Annotated in this window: 16 protein-coding genes; 11 read left to right on the forward strand and 5 right to left on the reverse strand. The window is 74.6% G+C overall.

What is annotated here, in order from left to right:
- Positions 1 to 5: 5 nt before the first annotated feature.
- Both BLS67_RS18955 and BLS67_RS18960 read right to left on the reverse strand, forming a co-directional pair.
- The gene (locus BLS67_RS18955) at positions 6 to 908 is read right to left on the reverse strand and encodes a glutamate ABC transporter substrate-binding protein (RefSeq protein WP_091248279.1); all 903 of its coding nucleotides are present in this window, start codon (positions 906 to 908) and stop codon (positions 6 to 8) included.
- 29 nt (positions 909 to 937) lie between these two features.
- On the reverse strand, positions 938 to 1,693 hold the full coding sequence (locus tag BLS67_RS18960) for an amino acid ABC transporter ATP-binding protein (protein WP_091248283.1): 756 nt from the start codon (positions 1,691 to 1,693) through the stop codon (positions 938 to 940).
- A 141-nt stretch (positions 1,694 to 1,834) separates the two neighbouring features.
- Here BLS67_RS18960 and miaB point away from each other — a divergent pair, with 141 nt between their 5' ends.
- A complete protein-coding gene (miaB, locus tag BLS67_RS18965; protein WP_091248286.1) occupies positions 1,835 to 3,304 on the forward strand; it encodes a tRNA (N6-isopentenyl adenosine(37)-C2)-methylthiotransferase MiaB in 1,470 nt (489 codons plus the stop codon).
- Between the two features lie 82 nt (positions 3,305 to 3,386).
- Positions 3,387 to 4,544: a DUF4192 domain-containing protein gene (locus BLS67_RS18970; protein WP_091248290.1), complete on the forward strand. Its 1,158-nt coding sequence runs from the start codon at positions 3,387 to 3,389 to the stop codon at positions 4,542 to 4,544.
- A 1-nt stretch (position 4,545) separates the two neighbouring features.
- On the opposite strand, the gene BLS67_RS18975 is transcribed toward BLS67_RS18970, so the two are convergent.
- A complete protein-coding gene (locus BLS67_RS18975) occupies positions 4,546 to 6,213 on the reverse strand; it encodes a DUF349 domain-containing protein (RefSeq protein WP_091248293.1) in 1,668 nt (555 codons plus the stop codon).
- A gap of 41 nt (positions 6,214 to 6,254) precedes the next feature.
- Here BLS67_RS18975 and BLS67_RS18980 point away from each other — a divergent pair, with 41 nt between their 5' ends.
- From BLS67_RS18980 to dapF, 3 genes are read left to right on the forward strand one after another with little or no spacing between them, the layout of a single operon-like run.
- Complete coding sequence (locus BLS67_RS18980; protein WP_109504767.1) at positions 6,255 to 6,992, forward strand: class III extradiol ring-cleavage dioxygenase family protein; 738 nt, start codon at positions 6,255 to 6,257, stop codon at positions 6,990 to 6,992.
- Positions 6,989 to 7,894 carry a tRNA (adenosine(37)-N6)-dimethylallyltransferase MiaA gene (miaA, locus tag BLS67_RS18985; protein WP_091248300.1) on the forward strand — a complete coding sequence of 302 codons (906 nt, stop codon included), beginning with the start codon at positions 6,989 to 6,991 and terminating at the stop codon, positions 7,892 to 7,894. The genes BLS67_RS18980 and miaA overlap by 4 nt, the downstream gene beginning before the upstream one ends.
- A complete protein-coding gene (gene dapF / locus BLS67_RS18990; protein WP_091248304.1) occupies positions 7,891 to 8,784 on the forward strand; it encodes a diaminopimelate epimerase in 894 nt (297 codons plus the stop codon). The genes miaA and dapF overlap by 4 nt, the downstream gene beginning before the upstream one ends.
- Here the strand turns inward: dapF and BLS67_RS18995 are convergent.
- Entirely contained in the window at positions 8,762 to 10,024 is a 1,263-nt protein-coding gene (locus tag BLS67_RS18995) for an MFS transporter (protein ID WP_091248307.1), read from the reverse strand. The two genes, dapF and BLS67_RS18995, sit on opposite strands and share 23 nt — an antisense overlap.
- A gap of 57 nt (positions 10,025 to 10,081) precedes the next feature.
- On the opposite strand from BLS67_RS18995, the gene BLS67_RS19000 reads away from it, so the two are divergent.
- The 4 genes from BLS67_RS19000 to BLS67_RS19015 all read left to right on the forward strand — a co-directional run bounded on the left by BLS67_RS19000 (position 10,082) and on the right by BLS67_RS19015 (position 14,038).
- Entirely contained in the window at positions 10,082 to 10,597 is a 516-nt protein-coding gene (locus BLS67_RS19000; RefSeq protein ID WP_091248310.1) for an ArsR/SmtB family transcription factor, read from the forward strand.
- Positions 10,598 to 10,673: 76 nt separating this feature from the next.
- Complete coding sequence (gene hflX, locus BLS67_RS19005; RefSeq protein ID WP_091248313.1) at positions 10,674 to 12,170, forward strand: GTPase HflX; 1,497 nt, start codon at positions 10,674 to 10,676, stop codon at positions 12,168 to 12,170.
- 52 nt (positions 12,171 to 12,222) lie between these two features.
- Positions 12,223 to 12,942, forward strand: coding sequence for a phosphatase PAP2 family protein (locus tag BLS67_RS19010; protein WP_091248317.1), 720 nt, complete (start codon positions 12,223 to 12,225; stop codon positions 12,940 to 12,942).
- Positions 12,914 to 14,038: an SMP-30/gluconolactonase/LRE family protein gene (locus BLS67_RS19015; protein WP_242654202.1), complete on the forward strand. Its 1,125-nt coding sequence runs from the start codon at positions 12,914 to 12,916 to the stop codon at positions 14,036 to 14,038. The genes BLS67_RS19010 and BLS67_RS19015 overlap by 29 nt, the downstream gene beginning before the upstream one ends.
- 66 nt (positions 14,039 to 14,104) lie before the next feature.
- On the opposite strand, the gene lexA is transcribed toward BLS67_RS19015, so the two are convergent.
- A complete protein-coding gene (gene lexA / locus BLS67_RS19020; protein ID WP_091248320.1) occupies positions 14,105 to 14,917 on the reverse strand; it encodes a transcriptional repressor LexA in 813 nt (270 codons plus the stop codon).
- Positions 14,918 to 15,181: 264 nt separating this feature from the next.
- On the opposite strand from lexA, the gene BLS67_RS19025 reads away from it, so the two are divergent.
- Together BLS67_RS19025 and nrdR are read left to right on the forward strand one after the other, a co-directional pair.
- Positions 15,182 to 15,814, forward strand: a complete 633-nt coding sequence (locus tag BLS67_RS19025) for a LysM peptidoglycan-binding domain-containing protein (RefSeq protein ID WP_207500738.1) — start codon at positions 15,182 to 15,184, stop codon at positions 15,812 to 15,814.
- Positions 15,815 to 16,117: 303 nt separating this feature from the next.
- Entirely contained in the window at positions 16,118 to 16,696 is a 579-nt protein-coding gene (gene nrdR, locus BLS67_RS19030; RefSeq protein WP_242654203.1) for a transcriptional regulator NrdR, read from the forward strand.
- Positions 16,697 to 16,774 lie beyond the last annotated feature (78 nt).

Consider the following 16,774-nt stretch of genomic DNA (forward strand, 5'->3'; position numbering starts at 1 on the left):
GAGGATCAGTAGTCGTCGATCGTGGGCGGCTCGGGGGCGTCCTCACCGGTGATCGCACCGGCGGTGGAGTCCCAGGCCTGGGCCCACGAGCCGTCCTCGAAGGACGCCTCGAGGGTCTCGTTGATGAAGGTGCGGAACTGCGTGTCGCCGAGGGACAGGCCGATGCCGTAGGGCTCCTCGGTGAAGGGGTTGCCCACGAGCTCGAAGCCGTCGGGGTTGCTGGCCACCAGGCCGGTGAGGATGACGTTGTCGGTGGTGACCGCGTCGACCTGACCGTTGTTGAGGGCGTCGGCGCACTTGGAGTAGACGTCGAACAGCGTCAGCGTCGCCTCGGGGTAGTTGTCCCGGATGTTCTGCGCCGGGGTCGAGCCCTCGACCGAGCAGACGTTCTTGCCGGCGAGGTCGTCGGGACCCTCGATCCCCTCGGGGTTCCCCGCGGCGACCATGATGTCCTGGCCGGCCACGTAGTAGGGCCCGGCGAAGTCGACGATCTGCTTGCGGGCGTCGTTGATGGTGTAGGTGGCGACCACGATGTCGACGGTGCCGTTCTGGATGAACGGCTCACGGTTGGCCGAGACGGACTCGACGAACTCGATGTCCTCGGGGGCGATGCCCAGGTTCGCCGCGATGATCGTGGCGATCTGGACGTCGAAGCCCTCGGGGTCACCGCTGGGGTTCAGCAGCCCGAACCCGGGCTGGTCGAACTTGACGCCGACGGTCATGGTGCCGGCCTCGGCCAGCTCGGCCATGGTGGTGCCGGCCTCGAAGTCGACGTCGGTCTCGACGGCCACCGTGTTGTCGGCCTGCTCCTCGGCCTGCTGGCCGGCCTCGCTGGAGCAGCCGGCGAGCACGACGCCGAACGCCGCGACGGCTGCCGCGTACCTCGCAGGACGGGATGGGAGACGCATGGGTCCTCTTCTCGTGGGGGAGCGGTCGGTCAGTGGTTCAGGATCTTGGAGAGGAAGTCCTTGGCCCGGTCGCTCGTGGGCGAGGTGAAGAACGTCTCGGGGTCGCTGGACTCGACGATGCGGCCGCCGTCCATGAACACGACCCGGTTGGCCGCCCGGCGGGCGAAGCCCATCTCGTGGGTGACCACGACCATCGTCATGCCGTCCTTGGCCAGGCCGACCATGACCTCGAGGACCTCGTTGATCATCTCGGGGTCCAGCGCCGAGGTGGGCTCGTCGAAGAGCATCACCTTGGGATCCATGGCCAGCGCGCGGGCGATGGCCACGCGCTGCTGCTGGCCGCCGGAGAGCTGGGCGGGCACCTTGTCGGCCTGGTGCCCGACGCCGACCCGGTCCAGCAGCTCGCGGGCCCGCTTCTCCGCCTCGGCCTTGGACTTGCCGCGGACCTTCACCGGGCCCAGCACCACGTTCTCGAGGATGGTCTTGTGGGCGAAGAGGTTGAAGCTCTGGAACACCATGCCGACGTCGCTGCGCAGCGCGGCCAGCGCCTTGCCCTCGGCGGGCAGCGGGGTGCCGTCGATGGTGATCTCGCCGTGCTCGATCGACTCGAGACGGTTGATCGTGCGGCACAGCGTCGACTTGCCCGACCCCGACGGCCCGATCACGACGACGACCTCGCCGCGGTCGATGGTCAGGTCGACGTCCTGCAGGACGTGCAGATCGCCGAACCACTTGTTGACACCGGTGAGTCGGACGAGCGGATCTCCGGTCGCAGCGCTGGTCACGATGATCGACCCTAGGGGCGGTCCGGGACGCGTCGATCACGAACCTGTAACGAAGCTGAGCGCCAGCCATGAGTTCCCGGTGCGGGGCACGAATCGGTCACGATCCGGTCGTCGGGCGGGCGCCGTACCCTCGCTGACGTCATGACGAGCACTGAGAACCGCACGTACCGGGTGCGCACCTACGGCTGCCAGATGAACGTCCACGACTCGGAGCGGCTGGCCGGCCTGCTGGAGGACGCGGGCTACGCCGCGGCGCCCGAGGGCGAGGACGCCGACGTCGTCGTCCTCAACACCTGCGCCGTGCGCGAGAACGCCGACAACAAGCTCTACGGCAACCTCGGCCACCTCCGCCCGGTCAAGGACGCCCACCCCGGTATGCAGATCGCCGTCGGCGGCTGCCTGGCGCAGAAGGACCGCGCCACGATCGTCGACCGCGCCCCGTGGGTCGACGTCGTGTTCGGCACGCACAACGTCGGGTCGCTCCCGGCCCTGCTCGACCGCGCCCGGCACAACGCCGAGGCCCAGGTCGAGATCGTCGAGGCCCTCGAGGTCTTCCCGAGCTCCCTGCCGGCCAAGCGGGACAGCGCGTACTCCGGCTGGGTCTCGATCAGCGTGGGGTGCAACAACACCTGCACCTTCTGCATCGTCCCGGCGCTGCGCGGCAAGGAGAAGGACCGCCGCCCCGGCGACGTGCTCGCCGAGGTGCAGGCGCTGGTCGACCAGGGCGTGCTCGAGGTGACGCTGCTGGGCCAGAACGTCAACGCCTACGGGGTCGAGTTCCGCGAGCGCGGCGCCTTCGCCGACCTGCTCCGCTCGGCCGGCCGCATCGAGGGCCTGGAACGCATCCGGTTCACCAGCCCCCACCCGCGCGAGTTCACCGACGACGTGATCGAGGCGATGGCCGAGACGCCGGCGGTCTGCCACCAGCTGCACATGCCGCTGCAGAGCGGCTCCGACGACGTCCTGCGCCGCATGCGCCGCGGGTACCGGCAGGACCGCTACCTCGGCATCATCGACCGGGTGCGGGCCGCCATGCCCGACGCCGCGATCACCACCGACATCATCGTCGGCTTCCCGGGCGAGACCGATGCCGACTTCCAGCAGACCCTGGACGTCGTCGCCGCGGCCCGGTTCGCCAGCGCCTTCACCTTCCAGTACTCCAAGCGCCCCGGGACGTCGGCCGCCGACATGGACGGCCAGCTGCCCAAGGAGGTCGTGCAGGAGCGCTACCTGCGGCTCACCGCGCTGCAGGACGAGATCAGCTGGGCGGAGAACCGGGCCCTGGTCGGCCGCACCGTCGAGCTGCTGGTCGCCGCGGGCGAGGGCAGCAAGGACGCCGACCGCGGGCGGATGTCCGGCCGCTCCCGCGACGGTCGCCTGGTGCACTTCACCGGGGTCGAGGGTGTCCGTCCCGGGGACGTCGTCGAGACGGTGGTGACGGCGGGCAAGCCGCACTTCCTCATCGCCGACGGCGCTCTGCTGTCGCACCGCCGCACCCGGGCCGGCGACGCGGGCGAGGCCGGCATCCGGCCCAGCACGCGGGGGATCGGGTTGGGCATGCCGACCATCGGGGTGCCCGCGGCCCTACCACTGGCCCCCGCCTGCAGCTGATCGGTCGTCCACCGTCGGGGTGGTTGTCCACAGATCCGCTGCGGGCCTGGTCGACGAGGTCGGCACCGCAGAGGCTGCGGGCATGTCGAAGTCCCGCCGCACCCGCCGTCCCCCCGCCCGACCGCGTCGACGGGAACCCGAGTCCGTGCTGCGCGCCGGTCCGGCCGAGTTCGCGGCCGCGCTGCCCGAGCTGCTGGGCTTCCCGCCGGTCGAGTCCTTGGTGCTGCTGTTCCTCGGCGGGGACGGCCGGCCCGACCGGCGGATGAGCCTGACCCTCCGGCTGGACCTGCTGCCCGCCGAGCACGACCGGGAGGTCGCCCGCCAGGTGGTGAGCCGGGCGGCGGCCCTGCGCCCGTGGGGTGCGCTGGTCTTCGTGGTGTCGGAGGACCCGGACGACCAGGTGGCGCTCGTGCAGCCCGACCCGTGGCGCGACGTCCTCCCGCGCGCCGACGTGGTCGAGCGGCCCACCGTGCCCGACCTGCCGAGGCGGTCGCTGGTGCACGCGGTGATCGAGGAGCTGTCGGCGCTGGGTGCGCAGACGGTGGACGCCGTGCTGGTCCGCGACGGTCGGTGGTGGAGCTACCCGGACGTCGTGCCTGCCACCGGCGCCGGCGAGGGGACCTCGTTGGACCCCGCGACCTCGCGGCTCACGGGCATCGCGGCGCTGTCCGGGGAGGTGGTCGACCCCGACCGCGATGCGGTCGTGGCCCGCGCCTGGCCCGCCCGACCGACCTCGGCCGAACTGGCCCTGGCGTGCCGGCGGGCCGATGCCGAGCTCGACGTCGCGATCGCCCGCGGCGCCCAGCTCGACGACCTCGCCGACGACGGCTGGGCCCAAGTGCTGCGGGCGGTGGCGGCCTGCGCCCCGGGCAGCCGGACGGCGCTGGCCGACCAGGAGCTGGCCCGGGTGGCGGTCGCGCTGACCCTGGTACCGGTCCGCGACCGGGCGCTCGCGCTGACCGCCGGGGACGACGACGACCTGCTCGCGGCCGCCGAGGCGCTGTGGGCCGACCTCAACGCCCGGGTGCCGGACGAGCTGGCCGCCGTCCCCGCGCTCCTGCTGGGGCTCGCGGCCTGGTTGCGCGGAGCCGGGGTGCTCGCGGTCGCGGCGCTGGAGCGGTCGCTGTGGTGCGTGCCGACGTCGATGGCCGAGCTGGTGCTGCAGGCGGTGGTGGCGAACACCGAGCCCGCCGTCCTCCGGGCCGTGCTGGTCGACCCGGAGGAGGTCTGGGCTGCCTGAGTCAGCGGCGCGAACCGGCCTTCTCGGCCGCGGCCAGGAACTCCTGGCGGCTGGCCAGGTTGGCCTCGGCCTCGCTGATCCGCTTGGGGTCGCCGGCCGCCTGGGCCTTCGCCAGCTGGTCGGCGGCCTTCTCGGCGGCTGCGCGCAGCGACGTGAGCATCGGGTTCTCGGCGACCGCCCGGGGGCGGCCGGAGTCGGCCGCGCCGCGGACCTTCTCCTCGACGGCCTGCATGCGGTCCTCGAGGCTGCGCATGACCTCGCGCGGCACGTGGCCGATCGCGTCGTAGCGCTCCTGGATCTTGCGCAGGGCGCTCTGCGCGCCGCGCAGGTCGCGGGTCGGGTCGATCTTCTCGGCCTCGACGAGCAGGGCCTCCTTCTTCTCCTGGTTGCCCTTCTGCTCGGAGTTGCGGGCCTTGTCCGACTCCGTGCGGGCGGCGAAGAAGACGTCCTGGGCGGCCCGGAACTTCTTCCAGAGGTCGTCGTCGGTGTCCCGGCCCACGCGGGGCACGGCCTTCCACCGGTCCATCAGCCCGCGCATCGCGGCCGACGTCGGGCCCCACTCGGTCGAGGTGGCCAGCTTCTCGGCCTCGGCGATGAGCTCGCTCTTGGCCGCGCGGGACTCCGACCGCTGCACGTCGAGCGCGGCGAAGTGCGAGCCTCGCCGGCGACCGAAGGCGTCACGGGCCGCCGCGAAGCGGGTCCACAGAGCCTCGTCGGTCTTCCGGTCGATGCCCTTGATCGTCTTCCACTCCTCGACGATCGCCTTCAGCCGGTCGCCGGCGGCCTTCCACTGCGTGGAGTCGGCGGCGATGGTCTCGGCCTCGGCGGCGAGAGCCTCCTTGCGGGCGATCTGCTCGCCGCGGGCCTTGGCCTTCTCCGCCCGGGCGACCGCGGCTGCGGCCTCGGAGGCGTCGATGATCGTGCCCAGGCGGGAGGCCAGCGCCGGCAGGTCGCCCACGACGTCGGCGGTGGGCACCTGCTCGGCCAGCGCCTGGGCCTTGGCACGGATCTCGGCCGGGTTGCCGGTGTGCGCCCGCAGCCGGGCCTCGAGCAGGCCGACCTCGGTGGCCAGGTCGTCGTAGCGGCGGCCGTAGTGCGCCAGGCCCTCGGCCGGCTCGCCGGCCTGCCAGGAACCCACGGCCCGCTCGCCGCCGTCGGTGGTGCGCACGTAGACGGTGCCCTCGTCGTCGACCCGCCCCCACAGCGTGGGGTCGGAGGCGGGTGCGGCGGGCGGGGGAGTGGGCACGGGGGCGTGCGGCGCGGCCGGGGCCGCGACGTCGGCGGCCTCGGTCACCGCGGTGTCGGTGGGCACCTCGTCGGTGGAGGCCCCGTCGGTGGAGGCCCCGTCGGTGTCGGCGGCGCCGACCGCGTCGGTGGTCTCGACGGTCTCGGACACGTCGAGGGCGTCACCGGCCGCGGGCACGTCGGCGGCGGCCACCACCTCGGCGGTGCCGGGCACCTCCTCGACCTCGTCGGGCGCCGGCCCGGCGGGGGCGGCGTCCGCGGCGGGATCGGCCAGCTCCGCGTCCGCGGGCTCGGGGGCGGCCGGCGTACCGGCCTCGGGGGTGACGGCGTCCGACCCGGCGGCCTGCTCGGCGGCGCGGTCGGGGGCGACCACGGCCTCCTCGGGCTGCGGGGTCACGTCTGCGGTGTTCTCCGTGCTCGACACGCAGCAGAGTCTTCCACGGGGCGATCCGCGACACTCCCCCCGTGAGCTCGCATCCGTCCCCGACGCTCGTCGCGGTCGCCTTCTGCCCCCACCCGCCGCGGCTCGTCACGGGGCTCGAGGGCGCTGGGGCCACCCAGGACGACCGCCTGCGGATCGCGTGCGGCGAAGCGCTGCAGACCGTGCTGGGGCTGCGGCCCGACGTCGTCCTCGTGGTCGGCGACGGCCCCGCGGGCGTGCGCTACGGGGCCGGGGACGCCGGCGACCTGGAGCGGTGGGGAGGGTCCGGTCAGCAGCCGTTCGCCGGGCGGGTGCGACCGGGCGGGCGGAGCCTGCCGCTGGCGCACACGGTCGGGGCCTGGCTGCTGGACCGGGCCGGCCACGACGGCACGCGGCTCGGCGTGGCCCCGGGGGACCTGGCCGAGGCACTCGCGGACCTGCCGGGCCCGGTGGGCATCCTGGCCATGGGCGAGGGCTCCGCCCGGCGCACCCGCGAGGCGCCCGACGCGCCGGACACTGCCGCGACCGACGTCGACGTCCGGGTGGCGGCGGCCCTGGGCGACGGCGACCCGGCTGCGCTGGCCCGACTCGACCCGACCGGTGGCCAGGGTCCGCTCGCCGCCGGCACGACCACCTGGCTCGCGGTCGGGCGGGCGCTGTCGGGTCGGTCCGTCACCGCCCGGTTGCTGCTGGACGGGGGTCCGCGCGACGCCGGCCACCTGGTGGCCGACTGGTTGGTGGCCGAGGTGCCCGACGGTGTCCCCGGGTGGCTGCAGCGGTGAGCGCGCCCCCCGTGGTGGCCGTCGTGGGGCCCACGGCCACCGGCAAGACCGCCGTGGCCGTGGCCCTGGCGCACCGCCTGGGCGGCGAGGTGGTCAACGCCGACTCGATGCAGCTCTACCGCGGCATGGACATCGGGACGGCGAAGCCCACGGCGGCCGAGCGCGACGGCGTGCCGCACCACCTCATGGACCTGTGGCACGTGCGCGAACCGGCCAGCGTCGCCGACTACCGGGCCCGGGCCCGCGCGGAGGTGGACCGGCTGCGTGCCGCGGGCGTCGTCCCCCTGCTGGTCGGCGGCTCCGGGCTGTACGTCCGCGCCGTCCTCGACGAGCTGGAGTTCCCGGCGACCGACCCGCAGCTGCGTGCCCGGCTGCTCGGTGAGCTGGGCGAGCTCGGGCCGGGTGCGCTGCACGAGCGGCTCACCGAGGTCGACCCGGTCGCGGCCCGGGCCATCCTGCCCAGCGACGGTCGTCGGGTGGTCCGCGCGCTGGAGGTCGTGCAGCTCACCGGCCGTCCGTTCGCCGCGTCGCTGCCCGAGCCCCGGCCGCACTACCCGGCCGTCGTGCTGGGCCTGGACCGCGACCCCGCCGAGCTCGACGCCCGGATAGCCGTCCGGGTCGACCGGATGTGGGCCGACGGGTTCGTCGAGGAGGTGGCCGCGCTGGTCGGTGACGGCCTGCGCGAGGGGCCGACGGCCTCCCGCGCGCTGGGCTACGCGCAGGTGCTGCGCCAGCTCGACGGTGGTCTGGCGCCCGACGCCGCGCGCGAGGAGACGGTGCGCACCACCCGGCGCTTCGTCCGGCGGCAGCGGTCCTGGTTCCGCCGGGACGGTGCGGTGACCTGGCTGGACGCCGCCGATCCCGGCGTCGTGGAGCGCGCGCTCTCTACGATCGGGGCGTGATCGACGCGAGCGGACCCCGGGTCCTCAAGGGCCACGGCACCCAGAACGACTTCGTGGTGCTGCCCGACCCCGACGGCACCGTGTGGCCCGAGGACCGGCTGGACGCCGCCCTGGTGCGGCGGCTGTGCGACCGGCAGGGAGGCCTCGGTGCCGACGGCGTGCTCCGCGTCGTGCCCAGCGCGCACGTCCCCGACGCGGCCGGCGTCCTCGGTGACGCGCTGGCCGACTGCACCTGGTTCATGGACCACCGCAACGCCGACGGTTCCCACGCCGAGATGTGCGGCAACGGCATCCGGCTCTACCTGCACGTCCTGGTCGCCGAGGGCCTGCTGGACGAGGAGCAGGCGCGGGCCGGGGTGCTGGTGGGCACCCGCGGCGGTCCGCGGCGCGTCGGCGTGGGCACCGACGGCTACTGGGTCGACATGGGAGCAGCCCGGCCGCTGGGCCGGGGCGAGGCGGTGGTGGCCGGCCACACCTACCCGGGCACCGGGGTGTCGATGGGCAACCCGCACCTGGTCTGCCTCACCGACGTCGCCGTGGAGTCCTTCGACCTGACGCGCGCTCCCGGCGTCGACCCCGCGCTGTTCCCCGAGGGCGTCAACGTCGAGCTGGTGAACGTGCTGTCGGCAGCCGAGGGGCCCAGCGGCACGACCGCCCACGTGCGCCTGCGGGTGTCCGAGCGCGGTGTGGGCGAGACCCGCTCGTGCGGCACCGGCGCCTGCGCCGCCGCGTGGGCCGCGCTGGAGGCCGGGGGCCGCAGCGCCGGCACCGTGACCGTCGACGTCCCCGGCGGTCGACTGGCGGTCGAGGTCACGCCCACGACGACGGTCCTCTCCGGTCCCGCGGTGGTGGTCAGCACCGGGACCCTCACCCGCGAGTGGCTGGGCTGACCTCCGCGGTCGCGTCGAGCTCGACCGGCAGGTCGCGCATCCCGGTCAACGGGCTGGCCAGCACCGGCAGCGCAGCCAGCCCCTGCACGGCGACGGCCACCCACAGCGTGGGGACGACGCCCAGCGCCGTCCCCAGGACCCCGCCCAGCAGGCCGCCCAGCGGCAGGGTGCCGTAGACCAGGAACCGCACGGAGGCGTTCATCCGACCCAGCAGGCGGGGCGGGCACAGCCGCTGCCGGAAGCTGACCTGGGTCACGTTGTAGACGATCGTGGCGAAGCTGAGCGCGAACCAGGCGACCACCAGCGTCGGGGTGGCCGCGCCGAGGGAGGCCAGCGGGATCCCGGCGGCGGCCACGGCGAACGCGACGGCCGACAACGGGATGGTCCGGCCCTCGCCGACCCACCGGGCCACCCGCGCGGCCGAGACGGCGCCGACCAGGCCGCCCACGGCCCCCACGGAGAAGACCAGGCCGACCGTGGACTCGGCCAGCCCGAGCTCGCGGATGGCGTACAGCACCAGCAGCGCACCGGTCATCGCGCCGCCCAGGTTGGCCAGCGCCGTGCAGGCGACCATGCGGCGCAGGAGCCGGTGGCCCACCACGAAGGCCAGGCCTTCGGCGATCTCGGTGCGCAGCGGGCGGCGCGCGGCCCGCTCGGGGAGGGTGTCGGGGGTCCGGATCCGGGCCAGGAACAGCGCCGACACCAGGTACGTCAACGCGTTGACCACGATCAGCAGCGGTGCCGCCAGCACCCGGAGCAGGACACCGGTCAGCCCCGGGCCGACCACCTGGGCGACCGCGCGGCTGGCCTCGAGCTTGCCGTTGCCGTCGACGATCTGCGTGCGGTCCACCAGCACCGGCAGGTAGCTCTGGTAGCCCACGTCGAAGAACACCGTGGCGGTGCCCACCACGGTGGCGACGACGTAGAGCTGACCCAGGGTGAGGGCGTCGAGCAGGTAGGCCAGCGGCACGCTGGCCAGCGCCGCGCCGCGCACCACGTCGGCGGTCACCAGCACCAGCCGTCGCCGCCACCGGTCGACCCAGGCCCCGGCCGGCAGGGCGACGAGGAGGAAGGCGGCCGTCTCCAGGGCCGTCAGCACCCCCATCTGCAGGGGCGTGGCCCGCAGCAGGGTGACCGCCAGGATCGGCAGGGCGACGAGCGTGACCTGGGTGCCGACCTGGCTGACGGTCTCGGCGGCCCACAGCTGCCGGAAGTCGTGGTGCCGCCACAGGCTGCTCATGGACCCAGCCTGGCCGCAGTGATTGGGAGATGTCAATCAGTCGGTAGACTCCCCGGCGTGGTCCGCGAGGGGTGGGGGGAGCGGCGACCGGCCACCGACGCCGAGGCGCGGGCGGTGGCCTCCGAGGTCCGGCTGCGGATCCTGCGGCTGTGCCTGGACCGCCCGCTCACCAACCGGGAGATCGCCGTCCGGCTGGACCGCAACCCGGCCACGGTGCTGCACCACGTGCGCACCCTGGTCGGCACCGGTTTCCTGGTGGCCGAGCCCGAGCGCCGGGGCGCCCGCGGCGCCCGCGAGGTCCCCTACCGCGCCACCGGGCGGTCCTGGCAGCTGGACTGGTCCGGGGTCCCGGCGGCCGACCGCGACCCGATGCTGGCCGCGTTCCTCGCCGAGGTGGCCGTGGTGGGGGAGCAGCGGTTGCGCAGCACCCGGTTGGGTCTGCGGCTGTCCGTCGAGCGCCGGCGGGAGTTCGAGGCCGAGCTGCACGCGCTGCTCGACCGGTGGGCGCAGCAGCCCTCCGACGAGGACGGCGACCGCTGGTCGCTGTACCTCGGCCTCCACCCGGAGGAATGAGCCGGGGCCCCGAACCCGTTGGTGCCTGGGGAATCAAGGTGCTCCCCGGTGCGGGAGCGTGACACGCTGGGAGACGATGACCACAGCACAGAACCGGGCCGTACTCGAGGACGCCGCTGCACGCGCCGACAAGGCCGCCGTGTCGCCCGTCCCGACCGACACCCGCCCCGCTCCCCGGGGTCAGTGGGACGAGCCCGACGACACCACCGGCTCCTACGTCAAGGAGGAGCGCGGCGCGCTGCGCCGCGTCGCCGGGCTGTCCACCGAGCTCGCCGACGTCACCGAGGTCGAGTACCGGCAGCTGCGCCTCGAGCGCGTCGTGCTGGTCGGGGTCTGGACCGAGGGCACCGCCGCCGACGCCGACCGCTCGCTGGCCGAGCTGGCCGCGCTGGCCGAGACCGCCGGTTCCGAGGTGCTCGAGGCCGTGAGCCAGCGGCGGGACAAGCCCGATGCCGGCACCTACGTGGGCTCCGGCAAGGCCGCCGAGATCCGCGAGATCGTGGCGGCCACCGGCGCCGACACCGTCATCTGCGACGGTGAGCTGACGCCCGGCCAGCTCAACCAGCTGGAGAAGATCCTCAAGGTCAAGGTGGTCGACCGCACCGCGCTGATCCTGGACATCTTCGCCCAGCACGCCACCTCGCGTGAGGGCAAGGCGCAGGTCGAGCTGGCCCAGATGCAGTACATGCTGCCGCGCCTGCGCGGGTGGGGTGAGTCGCTGTCCCGGCAGGCCGGTGGTCGGGTCGCCGGCGGTGGCGGCATCGGTACCCGCGGTCCCGGTGAGACCAAGATCGAGACCGACCGACGGCGGATCCGGGCACGGGTGAGCAAGCTGCGCCGCGAGATCGCCGGCATGGCCACGGCCCGGGCCACGCAGCGCTCGAGCCGGGACCGCAACAAGGTGCCCTCGGTCGCCATCGCCGGGTACACCAACGCGGGCAAGTCCAGCCTGCTCAACCGGCTCACCGACGCCGGCGTGCTGGTCCAGGACGCGCTGTTCGCGACCCTCGACCCCACGGTCCGGCGCGCCGAGACCCCCGACGGCCGCGACTACACGCTCACCGACACGGTCGGCTTCGTGCGGCACCTGCCCCACCAGCTGGTCGACGCCTTCCGCTCCACGCTCGAGGAGGTCGCCGCGGCCGACCTGCTGGTGCACGTCGTCGACGGGTCCGACCCCGACCCCCTCGGGCAGATCGATGCGGTGCACGTCGTGCTCGCCGAGATCGACGCGTCCGCCGTGCCCGAGCTGGTCGTGGTGAACAAGGTCGACGCGATGCACCCCGACGACGTGCTGGCGCTGCGGCAGGCGCTGCCGGGCGCCCAGTGGGTGTCGGCGGCGACCGGTGAGGGTCTCGACGAGCTGCGCGCGGTCATCGCGGGGCGGCTGCCCCACCCGGACGTCGACGTCGACGTCCTGGTGCCCTTCGACCGCGGCGACCTGGTCTCCCGGGTGCACGCCGACGGCGAGGTGCTCAGCGAGGAGTTCTCCGGCGAGGGCACCCGGCTGCACGCCCGGGTCGACGGTGCCCTGGCGGCGGCGCTGGGCGAGTTCACGGCCCCCCGGGCCTGATCTGCCCCCGAGGTCACGGGGAGGTCACGGCGCGGGCGGTACCGTGCTCGCTGTGACCTCCCCGAGCGCCGCCGCGGCGCCCGCTCGCCGTGGGGCGGCGGTCATCGGGACCGGTCGACCCCCCTGGTGGGCGGTCCTGCTCGGCGTGGTCGTCACCGTGCTGGTCACGGTCGACCTGCTCGCCCGGGGTGCGCTCGAGCGGATGGACCTCGCGGTCTCGGAGATCGTGAGCGACTGGGGTCTGCGCGACTCGGTGGCGTACTGGCCGGTCTGGGTGCTCACCCAGGCCGGTGGCCGGGTGACGATCCTGGTCGTGCTGGCCGGGCTGGTCGGGTGGATCGCCTGGAAGCGGCGCAGCCCGCTCCCGGTCGTGCGGGTGCTCCTCGCCCTGGTGCTGCTCTCCGCCGTCGTCTACGCCTTCAAGTACGGCACCGGCCGGACGGCGCCGGCCTACCCGGGGTCCTTCTTCCACCGGGACGGTGCGTCCTACCCCTCGGGCCACGTCGCCAACGCCGTGCTGATGTGGGGTGTGGCGCGCTGGCAGGCGGTCGACTTCGGGTTGCCCGACCGGGCGCAGCGGGCCTTCTGGGTGCTGTCGGTGATCGGTCCGGTCGTGACGGGTGTGGCCATGGTGGCGCTGGACTTCCACTGGGTCACGGATGCACTGGTGGGAGCTGCCGTGGGGGTGGTCCTGCTGGGCGTGGTGCATGCACTCGACGCAGTCGTCCTGTCACGCTTCGTACGTGCTCGAGGACGGCGAACTGCTGCCTGAGGCCCGGACCCGACGGTCCTGGGCCCGCTCCCGCAGGTCCGCGGCCGTCCTGCTGTGCACCGCGGTCCTGACCGGCCCCTTCCTGCCCGGTTCCTTCCTCTCCAACGGCGTGCCGCAGCGCGGCGTCGAGACCGCTGCCGCCGAGGAGCCCGCGGCCCTGTACGGCGCCCCGCAGGACCTCTGCTCGGTCACCGACGCCCGGCTGCCGGAGATCTCCGGCATGGCGGTCGACGGCGGCACCACGACGGTGATGAACGACGGCGGCGACGCAGTGGTCGTCTACCAGCTGGACGGCGGCTGCGCGGTCACCGGCGAGCGGACCGCGGCCGTCGACCCGTACGACCCGGAGGACATGGCCCTGGCGGCCGACGGCACCGTCTGGCTCGCCGACACCGGGGACAACCGGTTGTCCCGTGCGACGGTCGCCCTCATCGCCCTGGCCCCCGACGGTGCTGCCACGGTCTACCGGCTGACCTACCCGGACGGCCCGCGGGACGTCGAGGCGCTGCTGCTGGCCCCCGACGGCACCCCGTACCTGGTCACCAAGGAGGTGCTGGGCACCAGTGAGGTCTACCGCCCGGTGGGCGCGCTGGACGCCGGTGCCGCGGTGCCGCTGGAGAAGGTGGCCGACCTCCCGCTCGCGCTGACCGGCACCGAGGGCGGACCGGTCGGGCGCGCGGGCCAGCTCATGATCACCGGTGGTGCGGTCAGCCCCGACGGCGCGGTGCTCGCCCTGCGCACCTACACCGACGCCTACGTGTGGGCGCTGTCCGGCTCCGACGTGGTGGGCGCGCTGGCCGCTGCGCCGGTGGTCGTGCCGCTGCCCGCCGCACCGCAGGGTGAGGCCATCGCCTTCGCCGCCGACGGGCGCAGCCTGGTGGTCACCGGCGAGGGGCTGCCGGCGGTGGTGACGGCGTTGCCGGCGGTCGGTGCACTCTCACCGGCCGCGTCCACGGAGCCGGCGACGGCCACCGAGGCCGCGGGCGAGACCGCCGCAGCGCCGCGCGCGCCGCTCTCCCCGTGGGCCGCGGGCGCGATCGCGGTCGTCGCCGCCGCGGTGCTGGTCGCCGGCGTCGGGCGTCTGCGCCGCCGCTGACCGTCGCGATCGTCGCCGCGCCGGCGAGCGGGTGCGGGGGAGGGACGCGCACCCGCCCGGACGGGGTCAGACCCGGCGCAGGACCGTGACCACGCGGCCCAGGACGGTGGCGTCGTCACCGGGGATGGGCTCGAAGGCCGGGTTGTGCGGCAGCAGCCACACGTGGCCGTCCCGGCGCTTGTAGGTCTTGACCGTGGCTTCGCCGTCGATCATCGCCGCCACGATCTCGCCGTTCTCGGCGGTGGCCTGCTGACGGACGACCACCCAGTCGCCGTCGCAGATCGCGGCGTCGATCATCGACTCGCCGGTCACCTTCAGCATGAACAGCGTGCCCTCGCCGACCAGTTCGCGGGGCAGCGGGAACACCTCCTCGACGGCCTGCTCGGCCAGCACCGGACCACCGGCGGCGATGCGCCCGACCAACGGCACGTAGGTCGGGGTGGGGACGCGGGGGTCGTCGACCCCGCTGCCGGCACCGGCCGCGGCCAACCCGGCGGCGGACGGGTCGGCGTCGGGGTGGTCGCCGGGCAGCCGCACGTCGAGGGCGCGCGGGCGGTTCGGGTCGCGCCGCAGCCAGCCCTTCTTCTGCAGCGTCGACAGCTGGTGGGCCACCGAGGAAGCCGAGGACAGCCCGACGGCCTCGCCGATCTCGCGGACGCTCGGCGGGTAGCCGCGACGCTCGACGGAGTCGCGGATGACCTCCAGGACCCGGCGCTGGCGCTGGGTCAGGCCGTCGCCGGCCTCACCGCGCTCGGGGAACTCGCGCACCGACGCACCGCGACCGCCGGACGCCGGCTCGGCGGAGCTGCTCGCCCTCGGCCGGCGAGGTCGCTTGCCGGTGCCGTCGGTCCCGCCGGGGGTGTCTCCCGCGCTCGCCACGTGTCCTCCTCGTCGGCCGCGTGCCGCAGCCGTGCTGTCCGGGCGGTCGTCGCGGAGGCGGGTGGCCGACGCGCTGACCGGGGTGATCGATACGGACCGTAACGCCTGCGGGCCGATTCTTCAAACACGTGTTCGAAGTTCCACCCGTGTCATCTCGATTTTGTCGGACCCGTGCGGTAGACATCCGCACAGACGTTCGATCGAACAGCCGTTCGACCGGGATGGGTCCGCGAGGGCCCGCACGAGCGACAGGAGTTGCCCCAGATGGCCAGCACCGCGAGCCCCCTCCGCACCGTCCCGCGCAGCGCCGCACCCGGCGCCGCGATGCCGACCGCCCTCCCGGCGCCGGTCGTCCGTGCCCAGGCGGGGCGTGGCGACCTCCGGCGGGGCAACCACCCGGCCGGTCGGGCGCTGTCCCGCTCGGCGGTCGCCACCCCGGGTGGGTCGATCGCCCCGGTGTTGCCCCTGCGTCCCGCCGGCGCGGTCGTGGTCCCGCTGCGTCCCGGCGCGCCGCGAGCCGTCCCCGCCCCTGCCGTCTCCGTTCCCGCCGTGCCCGCCGTCCCCGTCGCCCCCGCTGCTGCGGCGGACCCGGCTCCCGTCGGTCCGGCCCGGCTGCGGCTGACCCGCCGCGGTCGGGTGGTGCTGAGCGGGTTGGGTGTGGTGGCCGCGCTCGGGGTGGCGGCCGTCGTCGGCCCGGCGCTGGGTGGTGCAGGTGACCCCGCGCTCGAGCTGGCGGGGCGGTCCAGCGTGGTGGTGCACAGCGGCGACACCCTGTGGTCGATCGCCGAGTCGGTCGCCCCCGACGTCGATCCGCGAGGCGTGGTCGACGCCCTGCGCGAGGCGAACGGCCTCGAGGACACCCGCCTGGTGCCCGGTCAGGTCCTCGTCCTGCCCTGACGTCGTCGACTCGCGGGGGCGGCCGTGGCGGGGTCCCGAGGGGCGGGTGGGTGCGTACGGCGTGGTGGGGCGCGTATGGCGCGAGGCCTGCCAGGTGCGGCCGGTCCTGTCGTGCACTTCTGGGAAGGCGACACGCCAGCCAGGGGTTGCACACCAGTAGGGGTCCGGAGCTACTCTCACCACAACATCTAGTAGTTACAGAGATGTCGTTCCGTCCACAGGTTGTTCCCCAGGTTCTCCCGAGGTCGTCCACCGGATGTCCCCGACCGAGTCCACAGGGAGCCCCTCCGGACCCGTGAGGAGATGACCCCGGTGCGCTGCCCGTTCTGCCACAACCCCGACAGCCGGGTCGTCGACTCGCGCGAGACCGACGAGGGGGCGACCACCCGCCGTCGGCGCTCCTGCCCGGGCTGCGGCCGTCGGTTCACCACCGTCGAGGAGGCCGTGCTGGCCGTCGTCAAGCGCAGCGGGGTGACCGAGCCGTTCAACCGCGCCAAGGTCGTCGCCGGCGTGCGGCGGGCCTGCCAGGGCCGGCCGGTCGACGAGGACCAGCTCGCCGTGCTGGCCGCGCAGGTCGAGGACGCGGTCCGCTGCACCGGGTCGGCCGAGGTGCCCAGCAACGAGGTCGGCTTGGCCATCCTGCGCCCGCTGCGCGACCTCGACGAGGTCGCCTACCTGCGGTTCGCCAGTGTGTACCGCTCCTTCACCTCGGCGGCGGACTTCGAGAAGGAGATCGCCGAGATGCGCGCCAAGGCCGCCTCGGTGGCCGAGATCGCGTCGGCCGACCTCCCGCCGCCGGTCATCCCGCGGATCGTCGGCGACGCCGGCCCGCCGGGTCCCGGCACACCCCAGCCCGGCACGCCGCAGCCCGCTGCGCCCTAGCGGCCCACCCGCCACCCCGTCCCACCACCGGTCCGCGGCCTTCCCCACCGCACCGGCACCCGGCACCGCTGCCGGGGC

This window comes from Klenkia soli (assembly GCF_900103975.1).
Classification (GTDB): domain Bacteria; phylum Actinomycetota; class Actinomycetes; order Mycobacteriales; family Geodermatophilaceae; genus Klenkia; species Klenkia soli.